This window comes from Pseudomonas sp. G34 (assembly GCF_031119625.1).
GTDB lineage: Bacteria > Pseudomonadota > Gammaproteobacteria > Pseudomonadales > Pseudomonadaceae > Aquipseudomonas.
Window position 1 is genome coordinate 496308 of record NZ_JAVHZV010000009.1, and the last position, 12174, is coordinate 508481.

Consider the following 12174-nt stretch of genomic DNA (forward strand, 5'->3'; position numbering starts at 1 on the left):
GGCACGTCGCCACGGCGTGCCCCTGTCGAGCTACAGCCAGCCGTAATGCCGGAAGCTGGCGTACAGGCCCACGCAGCCGGCGCCGATCACGCCCAGTACGGCGAAGTAGCCGTACTGCCAGCTCAGCTCCGGCATGTTGTGAAAGTTCATGCCGTAGATGCCGGCCACTGCGGTGGGGAAGGCCAGGATCGCTGCCCAGGCGGCGAATTTGCGTTGCACCACGCTTTGCCGGGACGACTCGAGCAACAGGCCGACCTCGATGGCGTGGTCGGCCATCTCGCGCAGGTTGGTCAGGTCCTCGAGCAGGCGATTGACGTGAATCGCCACGTCGCGAAAGTACGGGCGCATGTTCTTGTCGATGAACGGGAAGTCCAGGTGCTGCAGTTCCTGGCAGATCTCCGCGAGCGGGCCGATATTGCGCCGCAGGCGCAGCAGGTCGCGGCGCAGCTGCTGGATGCGCACCACTTCGCTGTGGGTCATGGCGCATTCGAGCACCGTCTGCTCGAGCTGCTCCAGCTCGGCGTAGTAGGTGTCCATCAACGGCCGGTAGTTCTCGATGATGAAGCTGATCAGCGCGTAGAGCACGAAGTCCTCGCCGTGCTCGAGCAGCAACGGCCTGGCCTCGCAGCGCTGGCGCACCTTGGAATAGGGCGCGGACTCCCCGTAACGGGCGCTGATCACGTAGCCCTTGCCGGCGAATAGCTGGGTTTCCACGAAGGTCAGCTCGCCGCCGACCTGCACCGGCGAATAGAGCACCAGAAACAGGGCGTCGCCAAAGATCTCCAGCTTGGGGCGGGTGTGCCGTTGCAGCGCATCTTCCAGGGCCAGCTCATGCAGGTTGAACTGGCGCTGCAGGTTACCGAGTTCCTGGCTGCCGGGGTCGTGCAGGCCGATCCAGACGAAATGCTCCGCCTTGCTGGCCCATTCCCAACCTTCATCGAGGTGGATGTCGCGGACCTTGCGACCCTTGCTGTAAACCGCTGCTGCGACCACTTCGCCCATGGTGTGCCCCCGTGCCTGATTGGTGGGGGCAGCTTACCTGCTTATGTCGCGGTGCTCAGCAGTCACGTGAGCGATCTGCACGGCCTGTCAGCGCTGGCGTGCTGGCGAGACTGGCGTGCAGGGAGGTGGCACGCCAGGCTGGTGCTGGCGTTACAGCGACTGCTGCTTGTCCAGTTCGATGGATTTATCGAGGGTTTCCAAGAGGGCCGCGCGCACCTTGAGCTTGGTCTTGCGGTGCGCATTCATGTTGATCTTCTTGAACTGCGCCGCGACGGCCTGGGCGGTGGCCAGCAACTGCTCGGCTGGCACGACCTTGTCGAGGAAGCCGGCATCGATGGCGCTTTGCGGGTCGAACATCTCGCCATTGATCACCGAGCGGTGGAAGGCGGATTTGCGCAGGCGATCACGGGCCAGCTCGATGCCGACGTGGTGCATGGTCATGCCGATCTGCACTTCGTTGAGGCCGATGGTGAACGGCCCTTCGACGCCGATGCGGTAATCGCTGGAGAGCAGCAGGAAGGCGCCCTTGGCCACCGCATGGCCGGGGCATGCGGCGATGATCGGGTACGGGTGGGCCAGCATGCGCCTGGCCAGGGTCGAGCCGGCGGCGACCAGATCGATGGCGTTCTGCGGGCCGGAGGTCATCACCTTGAGGTCATAGCCGCCGGAGAGAATGCCCGGCTGGCCGGTAAGGATGACGATGGCCTTGTCCTGGGTCGCGCGATCCAGTGCCGCGTTGAAGGCCTCGATCACCGCTGGCGAGATGGCATTCACCTTGCCGTTGTTGAGCGTCAGCGTGGCGATGCCGTCATCGAGTTGGTAGCTGATCAGGTCGCTCATGGTCGACTCCTTGTTGTGAAAGTGCGGCTGACGTTACCCATCCGCCAGGCTTCGGTAAAGCACCAAGGGTGACCGTAGAGTCAGTGTGGCTGGCCGAGCCAGGCGCAGAGCAGGGTGGTCGGCTCGCTGCCCGTGCCGATGATGGGTGGCGCGGATCACCACTGCCGAGTTCTCTCCGGCGCCGCCGACCAGCGCTCATGCGCCCCGGCTCGCGCTCGCGTGGCGGCGGCCACCCCGGTCGCGCTCTGGCAATGGCTTAAGCACATGAATCTTTTGAAAAAAGTTTTGCGTTTGGGAAAGCCTTCGATTACATTAGCGCGCCTCGACAGACAGCGCGTCTGGCGAGATCCGGTGAAGTGTCCGAGCGGTTGAAGGAGCACGCCTGGAAAGTGTGTATACGAGAAATCGTATCAAGGGTTCGAATCCCTTCTTCACCGCCACTTTCGAACAAAACCAAGAACCCCGAAAGCCGACAGGTTTTCGGGGTTTTTGGCTTCTGGCGTTGGCTTTCTGCGTCCTCATCTCCCTTGAGTCTCCATCGCTGGCTCGAACGCTTGGCGCTCGCGCCTGGGTGGCGTGGCCGGGTGACTGTTACCGCATTCTTTTCTCGATGCGCCCTGGTGGCGGCATCGTTCCGAGGTTTTTATGTCGCAATTGCTTGGCATGGCGCTGGGGCCCTTGCTCGGTTTGTTCATCATCAGTATCGGCAACGGCTTCATCTCCTCGCTGACCACGCTGCGCCTGGATGCGGCGGGGGTATCGGCGACGGTGATCGGTATCGTCTCGGCATCCTATTTCATCGGCCTGACCCTGGGCGCGCTGTTCAACGACCGGCTGATCCTGCGCATCGGGCATATCCGCGCCTACAGCAGCTTCGCCTCGCTGACGGCGGTGAGCGTATTGCTGCAGGGGCTGTTCTTCGATCCCTGGGCCTGGTTCGTCTTTCGGCTAGTCGCCGGCTGGTCGATTCTGGGCGTGTTTCTGGTGGTGGAGAGCTGGATGCTCCTGGCCGGCGACCAGAAGGTGCGCGGGCGCCTGCTGGCGCTGTACATGATGGCGCTGTATGGCTCCGGCATGCTCGGCCAGTTGCAGCTGGGCGCCATCGATGCCTGGGGCGAGACCGCGCCCTTTATGGTGGCTGGGCTGCTGGCATCCTTGTCGGTGCTGCCGATGGGCATCATTCCGCGGGTCACACCGCTGGTCGAGAAGGTCGAGCCGTTGCTGCCGCAGCAACTGATCCGCATGACGCCGACCGGGGTGATCGGCTGCTTCGGCTCGGGAATCGCGATTGCCGCGGTGTATTCGCTGCTGCCGCTGTACCTGCAGCGGGTGGGCATGAGCGTCAGCGAGGTCGGGCAGATGATGGCCAGCGTGATCCTCGGCGCCATGCTGCTGCAGTATCCGGTCGGGCGCTGGTCCGATCAGCATGATCGGCAGAGCGTGCTGATCGTGCTCAGCCTGTTCTGCCTGCTGATTTCTCTGGCGATCATGATTCTGCCGTCCTCCCCCGTGTTGCTGATGGTGTTGCTGTTCCTGCTCGGTGGTGGGGTGTTTGCCGTCTACCCGGTGGCGGTCAGCCATGCGGCGGACCGCGCGCCGGCCGGAGCCCTGGTGCGCATGGTGCAGGGGCTGCTGCTGATCAACTCGCTGGGCTCGGCGATCAGCCCGCTGATGATCTCCCCGCTGATGGAGCACGATGGTGACGCCGGGCTGTTCCTGGCCTTCAGCCTGCTCAATGGCTGCCTGGTGCTGCTGTTCTTCTGGCGCCGCAAGCTGCGCCCCGCGCCGCAGCCTGTGGCACCATTCGAGCCGGCGACGCCGGCCTCGATGGTCGGCGCGGAGCTGCGGGTGACCGAGGACCTGCTGCAGGGTGCGCTGGAGCACGAGCGCCAGGAAGACCTCTCCGATGTGGTGCCGGGCGTCGAGGTTGCCGAGCCGGTGGGCGATGTGATCATGGACGCCCGGCAGCGCGAAGGCGGGCTGCAGGCCTGAACTGACCAATAAGGGAAGGGCGGCTATGAGGTGGGACATTTTCTGCTGCGTCGTCGACAACTATGGCGACATCGGCGTCACCTGGCGCCTGGCGCGGCAACTGGTGGCCGAGCAGGGCGCCACGGTGCGCCTGTGGGTCGATGACCTGGCGGCGCTGGCGCGTATCTGCCCGCAGGCCGATGCCGGGGCGAGCTGCCAGCGATTGAGTGGGGTCGAGGTACGCCGCTGGGTGCCGGCCTGGCAGGCGGTCGAGCCGGCCGATGTGGTGATCGAGGCCTTTGCCTGCGAGTTGCCTGATGACTATGTGGCGGCGATGTCGGCGCGCGCGAGGCCGGTGCTCTGGCTGAATCTGGAATACCTGAGCGCCGAGAGCTGGGTCGAGGGCTGCCACGGCCTGCCGTCGATGCAGGGCAACGGCCTGCAGAAGTTCTTCTTCTTTCCCGGCTTTACCACCGGCACCGGCGGGCTGCTGCGTGAGCGTGAGCTGCTCGCCGCGCGGGACAGGCTGCAGGCCGATGCCAATGCCCGCGCAGGGTTTCTCGCCTCGCTGGGCATCACGCCGGCCGCCAATACCCGCCTGGTTTCCCTGTTCGCCTACGAGAACGCCGCGCTGGCAGGCTGGCTGGATGCCTTGGCCGCTGATGACACGCCCACCCACCTGCTGGTGCCGGAAGGTCGGATTCTCGGCGATTTGCAGCGTTGGGCGGGGCAGTCGCTCGAGGCCGGCACGCTGCTGCGGCGCGGCGCGCTGAACGTTCAGGTGCTGCCGTTCATGCAGCAGGATCAGTACGACGCGCTGCTCTGGTGCTGCGACCTCAACCTGGTGCGCGGTGAGGATTCCTTCGTGCGCGCGCAGTGGGCCGGTCGACCGCTGGTCTGGCACATCTATGCGCAGCAGGACGACGCCCACCTGGAAAAACTCGATGCCTTCATGGCCCTCTATTGCCAGGGGCTTTCAGGCGAGGCGCAGGCCGCGTTGCGCGCCGTTTGGCATGCCTGGAACGCGGGGCAGGCGATGGCGCCGGCCTGGGCGGCCTGGCGGCAACAGGCCATTGAGCTGGCCAGCCATGCCCGCGAATGGGCCAGGCGCCAGGCGGTACGTGCAGATCTTGCCGCGGCGCTGGTGCAGTTTTACCGAAATTGGCTATGATACGCGGCCTCGAATTTTGTAAATCCATTCAGATCCGGATATTCGTATGAAAACCGCACAAGAAATGAAGCCTAACAGCGTGGCCCTGATCGATGGCCAGCCATGGCTGATCCAAAAGGCCGAGTTCACCAAGTCCGGTCGTAACAGCGCCATCGTCAAGATGAAGCTGAAGAACCTGATGAACGGCTCGAAGACTGAAACCGTCTACAAGGCCGACGACAAGATGGAGCCGGTCATCCTTGAGCGCAAGGAAGTGAACCTGTCCTACATCAGCGGCGACGACTACGTGTTCATGGATCCGGAATACAACTCCTACGAGCTGCGTGCCGAAGACCTGGAAAGCGTTCTGCCGTTCATCGAAGAAGGCATGAACGACGTCTGCGAAGCGGTGTTCTTCGAAGGCAAGGTGATCTCCGTCGACCTGCCGACCACCATCGTGCGTCAGCTGGCCTACACCGAAGGTTCCGCCCGTGGCGACACCTCCGGCAAGGTGATGAAGCCTGCCAAACTGAACAACGGTACCGAAGTGAAAGTGGCTGATTTCTGCGAAATCGGTGACTGGATCGAGATCGACACCCGCACTGGCGAGTACAAGTCCCGCGCCAAGGCGCCGGTCTGATCGTCAGGCTTGCGATGTGAAAAACCCGGCCTATGCGCCGGGTTTTTTATGCCCGTGATTCCAGGGCGCGGGGCGGGGGTCACTCGTCACGGCCATCCATCATGGTGCGTTTGAGCAGCACGTAGACCGCGCCAGTGCCACCATGCTTGGCGATGCACGAGGCGAAGCCCAGCACCTGCGGATGCTGACGCAGCCAGGTGTTCACATGGCTCTTGATCATCGGTTTGCGGCCGTCGGTGCGTACCGCCTTGCCGTGGGTGATGCGCACGCAGCGAACTTCCAGCTTGGTGGCCTCGGCGAGAAATTCCCAGAGGGTGTCGCGAGCCTTCTCCACGTTCATGCCGTGCAGATCCAGGCTGCCGTCGAAGGGGATCTGGCCGAGTTTGAGCTTGCGCATCTGGCCGTCCTGCACGCCATTGCCGACCCAGTACAGGGCATCTTCAGCGCCAACGTCGATGACGAACTGGTCGGACAGGCCGTCGACCTTGATGGTGTCGGTGCGCAGTGTCGCGGCCTGGCGCAGGGTGGCCAGGCGAACGCGGTCGCTCTTTGGCTTGCCGGTGTCGGCGCGATCGTGCTTGATCGGCTTCACGCCTTGCAGCTGGGCTTTGAACAGGGAAAGGTCGTCGTCTTGCATGGGGGCCTCCGCAGGGGCACCCAGTTTACCAAGCAGCGCTGGGCCGGTCAGTCGCGTTTCTTCATCAGGTGCGGCGACATGGCCAGGTCGGCCTTGCGCTGACGCATGCGCCGGCGCGACTTGCGCCAGCCCACCACGCCGCCCCAAAACAGCAGCAGCCCGAACACCAGCAGCACGCTGGCATCGGTGGTCGAGTCGTTGAGGCTACCCAGCGCCGGTGGGCGACCGAGCAGGGTTGCCGCGCCCGCCATCAGCAGCAGGATGCCGAACACCGCAACCAGCGCCGTCAGGTAAGCGGCAAAGCGGAACCGCCAGTTGCCCGGGCGTCTCGGGCGCAGGTGGCTGGCATTGAAACCGTCTGTTTGTTTCATGCGCTAATTCCTTGAGGGATCTTCTCGCTATGACTGGCAGTGTAGTAGCGGGTTCAAACAACGCGGCGCAGTAGAACGAGTTCTTAGAGCCTCCTACAGCAGGGCGTTGGCATCTGGCACCCAGGCGGCAAAGTTGTCGGCCAGGGCGATCATTTCCACGCGGTGCATCTCGGCGGCACTGATCACCTTGCCGTCGGGGGTCGGCAGGTCGCGGGTGGCGCAGGCGGCATCGACCACCGTGCAGCGGTAACCGTAATCCTTGGTGGCGCGGATGGTGGTGCTGATGCTCGAGTGGGTCATGAAGCCACACACGATCAGGTCCAGATGGCCGAGCGACTGCAGCTTCTCGTGCAGCTCGGTGCCGGAGAAGGCGTTCGGCATGCGCTTCTCGACGACGATTTCGCCGGGCAGTGGCGCCACTTCCGGCAGGTGAGCGCCACGCGGGCCGCGCGGATCGAGCAGGCCGCCGGGAATCCCCAGGTGCTTGATGTGCACGATGGCGCCACCCTGGGCGCGCACGGCGTCCAGCAGTTTGGCGATCTCCACCAGGGCAGCGTCGAGGCCGGGCAGTTGCACCACGCCGCTGCGGTACTCTTCCTGGGCATCGATGACCAGCAGGGTCGCATTGCTCAGGTTGGCGGGGGCGTGGCCACGGCCAGTGAGCTGATAGAACGTTTGCGGGTGGGACGACATGTACGACTCCTTGCTGGCGCGGTTAACGGGGCATATTGTCCGCCTCTATGACGCCGCTGTGAACCTCTGTGTTGGTGGTATTGCAGCGCTCAGGCCCGGTGATGCGAGCAGAATCGTTTCAGCTCGCGATTGCAGGTATCAGGGCAATCCCGCTGGCGGCGCTGGAATGCCACGGCCGGCCTGCTAGACTAACGCTTTTTGCCCGGAGCCATGCTGTGACCGATGCTTGCCCAGCCCTGAATACCCGCCTGCGCACCTTGCGTGATTACATTCGTTGGGCGGTGAGCCGTTTTCAGGGCGAAGAACTGTTCTTCGGGCACGGCACCGACAACGCCTGGGACGAAGCCCGGCAACTGGTACTCGGCGCCTTGCATCTGCCTTGGGAAATCGCCGACAGCTACCTCGATTGCCGCCTCGAGGACGATGAGCACCTGCACCTGCAGGCGTTGCTCAAGCGCCGTATCGAGGAGCGCGTACCGACCGCCTACCTGCTCGGCGAAGCCTGGTTCTGCGGCTTGCCGTTCATCGTCGACGAGCGCGTGCTGGTACCTCGTTCACCGATCGCCGAGTTGATCGAGCAGCGCTTCAGCCCCTGGCTGGCCAGCGAACCGGCGCGGATTCTCGACCTGTGTACCGGCTCGGGTTGCATCGGTATCGCCTGTGCCTACGAGTTTCTCGACGCCGAAGTGGTGCTTGGCGACCTGTCCTACGAGGCGCTGGAGGTGGCCAACCGCAATATCGAGCGCCATGGCCTCGAGGAGCGCGTGTACACCGTGCAGGGCGATGGGTTTGCCGGGCTGCCGGGCCAGCGCTTCGACCTGATCGTGTCCAACCCGCCCTATGTGGATGCCGAGGATTTCGCCGACATGCCGGCCGAGTACCAGCACGAACCGGAAATGGGCCTGGCCTGCGGCGACGATGGGCTGGACCTGGTACGGCGGATGCTCGCCGAAGCGGCCGATCACCTGACCGACAAGGGCCTGCTGATCGTCGAGGTCGGCAACAGCCAGGTGCATGTCGAGGCGTTGTACCCCGAGGTGGATTTCGCCTGGCTGGACTTTGCCCGTGGCGGCCATGGCGTGTTCATGCTGTCGGCCGAACAGTGCCGCGAGCACCAGGCGCTGTTTCGCGAGCGCTGCTGAGTCGATATTTACGATCTGTTAGCTTGAAGCATGGGGCACCTCGCAGGCCGCTATGTGGCGCAAGCGGCCAGTCGCCCCCGTTAGGGTGGCTGGTGATTATCTGTGGGAGCGGGCCATGCCCGCGAAAAATCACGGGCATGGACTGGGCGTCCCCGCCCGTACCGACATGAGTCCGCCAGCATTACCGAGTTGTTTATGTGCTCGGTTCCGCTCTGACGAGCGGGTTCCTTTTGGCATTGCCCCAAAAGGAACCAAAAGGTCTAGCCCCGACATCCGGCCCCAGCTGCGCTGGGATTCCCTCATTACATCGTCGTTCCGGGGGCCGGCCTGGAAGGGCCATCCATGGCCCATCAGGCCTCTCGCCGCATCCATGCGGCTCGTCCCCCTGCACAACGATTCCATTCGGCCTCCTGAAGGGGCGATTGGTGTCGCCTGTTATTACCGTGCAGAAGAAACATCAAAAAGCCAAGGCGGCGAACGACCGCTTCTGCCTTGCTGCGTTCAGGCCTCGCGGCCGCCGCGGCGCAGCAGGTAGCTGTCCATGATCCAGCCGTTGGCCGCGCGCGCGGCAGCGCGGGTCGTGGCGATCTGATCGGCCACCTCGGCCAGCTTGCCGGCGATCAGGATCTCGTCCGCCGTGCCGACATAAGCGCCCCAGTAGATGTGCAGGTCTTCGTCGATCACATGGCGATAGCTGTCCTGGGCATCGAGCATCACCACCACGCTGTCCACTCCCTGGGGCCAGCCTTCGCGCAGGCGGCGGCCGGTGGTGATCTGCACGGCGCGGCCGATCTGGTTCAGGGGTATGCGGTGGCGCGCGGTAAGTGCCTGCACGCTGGTGATACCGGGGATCACCTCATAGTCGAGGGGCATGCCTGCGGCGATCACGCCGTCGAGAATGCGCAGGGTGCTGTCGTACAGCGACGGGTCACCCCAGACCAGAAAGGCGCCGGTTTCGCCGTCCTGCAATTGGCCGATCAGTTGCTCGAAGACTGCCTGCTTGTCGCGGTTGAGGCTGTCGATGCTGGCGTCGTAGTCCGCTACATCGCGCTGGCGCTCCGGGTTGGTCGCTTCGAGGATGCGGTAGTGGCGACCCGCTTCGATATAGCGATCGAGGATCAGGTGGCGCAGGGCGATCAGTTTGTCCTTGGCTTCCCCCTTGTCGAGGATGAAGAACACGTCGGCGCGATTGAGGGCCTTGATCGCTTGCGTGGTGAGGTAGTCGGGGTCACCGGCGCCGATGCCGATGATCAGGATGTCTTTCATGCTGCGTGTCTCGTTCTTGCGATGGCGCGCAGCATATCAGGTGCTGGTTGTTGGCTGCCTCGCAGAGCAAGGGTTCGCGATCTCTCACTGGAACAGCGTTTGTGGGAGCGGGCATGGACTGGGCGTCCCCGCACGCTCCCACGTATGCACTCCGTTCGGCCTAGGGTTAGCCTGCCGCCAGCTTCAGCACCGGTTCCGGCTCGGCGACGCCAGCCAGGAACTCATCGCCCCAGCGGCGTATATCGTTGTAATTGACGATATCGAACAGCTCGCGCAGACGAGCCTTGGCTTCGGCCTTGGGCATGTTCAGCGCCAGGTAGCAGGTTTGCGCCAGGTCGGCGGTGTCGTGGGGGTTGGTCAGCAGCGCGCCCTTGAGCTCCGCTGCCGCGCCAGCGAATTCCGACAGGGCCAGCACGCCCTGGCCTTCGAGCAGGCCCTGGGTGGCGACGAATTCCTTGGCCACCAGGTTGAGGCCGTCGCGCAGCGGGGTGATCCACATGACATCGGCCATGGCGTACCAGGCCACCACCTCGTCGAACGGGAAGCTGCGGAAGAAGAACTGCACCGGCGTCCAGCCGATCCGCGCGAAGCGGCCGTTGATGCGCCCCACGGCCTGTTCGATCTGTGATTGCAGCTCGTCGTAGATGGTCATTTCGCGGGCGGCCGGCACGCAGATGCTGACCAGGGTGATCTTCTTGTGCAGCTCCGGGTTGTCGGCCAGCAGGCGCTCGTAGGCCTGGAGTTTTTCCAGGATGCCCTTGGTGTAATCCAGGCGCTCGACCGACAGCACCAGCTTGATGCCACTGAGCTCGTTGCGCAGGTTGGCCATCTGTTCGCGGGTCTTGTCCTGGGCCAGGGCGTTGCGCACCCGGTCGATATCCAGGCCGACCGGGTGAGCGCCAAGCTTGACCACGCGGCTGCCGGTGTCCACGGCGGTGGTCATGCGCTCCAGGCCCACGGCGCAGCCGTAGGTGATGAAGCGCGGGGCGCAGTTCTGCCGGCTGACGGTCTGCAGCGGGGTGACGCCACGGGCCACGTCGACGAAGTTCTCCACCTGGCGCGGGATGTGAAAGCCGATGTAATCGCACTGCAGCAGGCTGCCGATGATCTGCCGGCGCCACGGCAGCACGTTGAACACGTCGGCCGAGGGGAAGTAGGTGTGGTGGAAGAAGGCGATGCGCAGGTCCGGGCGCAGTTCGCGCAGGTAGCCCGGCACCATCCACAGGTTGTAGTCATGCAGCCAGACCACGGCGCCTTCTGCGGCTTCCTTGGCGGTGCGCTCGGCGAAGGCGCGGTTGACCTTGAGAAACACCTGCCAGTCATCCTCGTCGAAGCGGGCGCGCTCCCAGAAGGTGTGCAGCGTCGGCCAGAAGGCTTCCTTGGAGAAGCGCTTGTAGAAGATGTCGACTTCCTGCTTGCTCAGCGCCACCCGGGCAGCGGTGAGTTTCGGATAGCGCTCGGCATCCACGGTGGTGTGGGTTTCGAACGGCTCGTCGCCTTCCTCGTCGACCGCCCAAGCGACCCAGGAGCCGGGCCGCGAATCACCGAAGAAGCTCATCAGGGTGGGGATGATGCCGTTGGGCGAGGTCGGGCGGCGGCGCTGCACCTTGCCGTCTGCGCCACGGTATTCCTCGTAGGGCAGGCGGTGATAGACCATCACCAGCTCGGCGCGCCCTGGCGTGGTCGCCGAGCGCTTCTCGGCGGCGATGCCATGCTCGCCAAGAAAGCCGAAATGCACGAAGGCCTGCAGAATGCCGCCGCAGCCGGGACGGTCGGCCTGCAGAATCCATGACTGGTGCTCGGTGGCCTTGAGCAGGTTGGGTTCCGATTCGCCCACGCACACGCCCTTGTAGGTGCCGTCGAGCATGTTCAGGTCATTGAGGGTGTCGCCACAGGCCAATACTTCGCCGTCGTCGAGCTGCAGCCAGTCGACCAGCGCCTTGAGGCTGCTGCCCTTGTTGACGCCTTTGGGTAGAAAGTCGAGGTAGCGATCCGCGGAATACAGCAGATCGCAACCTAGCCTTTCTGCGACCTCGGCCAGGGCCGGGTCGGCAGCCTGTTCGGGCGTGCAGAAGTAGGAACAGCGGCGTGCCTGGGGTACGTCCTGGCGTTCCAGGCCAAATTCTTCCAAGGCTTGGGCTACCTGGCTCTCACCCGGCCAGCGGGCATCGACCTGGCTCTGCAGCTGTTGGATGGGTTGCAGGGTATCGCCATGCACCAGGGTGGCGCCGACGTCGGCGATGATGAAGTCCGGTTGCGGCAAGGTCGGGTCGGCCAGCAGCGGCAGTACCGCCTCGAGGCTGCGACCGGTGACGTAGGCCAGCTGGATTTCCGGGTGGGCGGCGATGGTCTGATAGAGGCTGAGACGATCCTCGGGATCGCCAGCGAGAAAGGTTCCATCAAGATCGGTTGCAAGTAGCATGCGCTGTCTCCCTGTCCAAGCGCCGGCATCAGCCGACGAG

At 64.2% G+C, this 12174-nt stretch carries 11 protein-coding genes and 1 tRNA gene; 5 read left to right on the plus strand and 7 right to left on the minus strand.

The genetic code is table 11. The features are described 5' to 3' along the window. Positions 1-30 precede the first annotated feature (30 nt). Both QYS36_RS07670 and QYS36_RS07675 read right to left on the minus strand, forming a co-directional pair. Positions 31-1002 carry a magnesium and cobalt transport protein CorA gene (locus QYS36_RS07670; protein WP_308838904.1) on the minus strand — a complete coding sequence of 324 codons (972 nt, stop codon included), beginning with the start codon at positions 1000-1002 and terminating at the stop codon, positions 31-33. 150 nt (positions 1003-1152) lie between these two features. Next, the gene (locus QYS36_RS07675) at positions 1153-1842 is read right to left on the minus strand and encodes a crotonase/enoyl-CoA hydratase family protein (RefSeq protein ID WP_308838905.1); all 690 of its coding nucleotides are present in this window, start codon (positions 1840-1842) and stop codon (positions 1153-1155) included. 350 nt (positions 1843-2192) lie between these two features. Between QYS36_RS07675 and QYS36_RS07680 the strand changes: the two genes are divergently transcribed. The 4 genes from QYS36_RS07680 to efp all read left to right on the plus strand — a co-directional run bounded on the left by QYS36_RS07680 (position 2193) and on the right by efp (position 5603). Continuing rightward, positions 2193-2282: transfer RNA gene (locus QYS36_RS07680), tRNA-Ser, on the plus strand. Positions 2283-2487: 205 nt separating this feature from the next. Beyond that, positions 2488-3834: an MFS transporter gene (locus QYS36_RS07685; protein ID WP_308838906.1), complete on the plus strand. Its 1347-nt coding sequence runs from the start codon at positions 2488-2490 to the stop codon at positions 3832-3834. Between the two features lie 25 nt (positions 3835-3859). Beyond that, positions 3860-4984 (plus strand): elongation factor P maturation arginine rhamnosyltransferase EarP, encoded by a 1125-nt coding sequence (gene earP / locus QYS36_RS07690; protein ID WP_308838907.1) that lies wholly within the window; start codon positions 3860-3862, stop codon positions 4982-4984. 46 nt (positions 4985-5030) lie between these two features. Beyond that, a complete protein-coding gene (efp, locus tag QYS36_RS07695; protein WP_042556123.1) occupies positions 5031-5603 on the plus strand; it encodes an elongation factor P in 573 nt (190 codons plus the stop codon). Positions 5604-5682: 79 nt separating this feature from the next. Here the strand turns inward: efp and QYS36_RS07700 are convergent, their stop codons facing one another. From QYS36_RS07700 to QYS36_RS07710, 3 genes are all read right to left on the minus strand, one after another. Further along, positions 5683-6240 (minus strand): Smr/MutS family protein, encoded by a 558-nt coding sequence (locus QYS36_RS07700; RefSeq protein WP_308838908.1) that lies wholly within the window; start codon positions 6238-6240, stop codon positions 5683-5685. Positions 6241-6287: 47 nt separating this feature from the next. Then, entirely contained in the window at positions 6288-6611 is a 324-nt protein-coding gene (locus tag QYS36_RS07705) for a hypothetical protein (protein ID WP_308838909.1), read from the minus strand. A gap of 93 nt (positions 6612-6704) precedes the next feature. Continuing rightward, complete coding sequence (locus QYS36_RS07710) at positions 6705-7304, minus strand: cysteine hydrolase family protein (protein ID WP_074879417.1); 600 nt, start codon at positions 7302-7304, stop codon at positions 6705-6707. A gap of 236 nt (positions 7305-7540) precedes the next feature. On the opposite strand from QYS36_RS07710, the gene prmB reads away from it, so the two are divergent. After that, the gene (prmB, locus tag QYS36_RS07715; RefSeq protein ID WP_308838956.1) at positions 7541-8446 is read left to right on the plus strand and encodes a 50S ribosomal protein L3 N(5)-glutamine methyltransferase; all 906 of its coding nucleotides are present in this window, start codon (positions 7541-7543) and stop codon (positions 8444-8446) included. 501 nt (positions 8447-8947) lie between these two features. On the opposite strand, the gene cobF is transcribed toward prmB, so the two are convergent. Together cobF and ggpS are read right to left on the minus strand one after the other, a co-directional pair. Then, on the minus strand, positions 8948-9712 hold the full coding sequence (gene cobF / locus QYS36_RS07720; protein ID WP_308838910.1) for a precorrin-6A synthase (deacetylating): 765 nt from the start codon (positions 9710-9712) through the stop codon (positions 8948-8950). Positions 9713-9878: 166 nt separating this feature from the next. Beyond that, positions 9879-12134 carry a glucosylglycerol-phosphate synthase gene (gene ggpS, locus QYS36_RS07725; protein WP_308838911.1) on the minus strand — a complete coding sequence of 752 codons (2256 nt, stop codon included), beginning with the start codon at positions 12132-12134 and terminating at the stop codon, positions 9879-9881. Positions 12135-12174 lie beyond the last annotated feature (40 nt).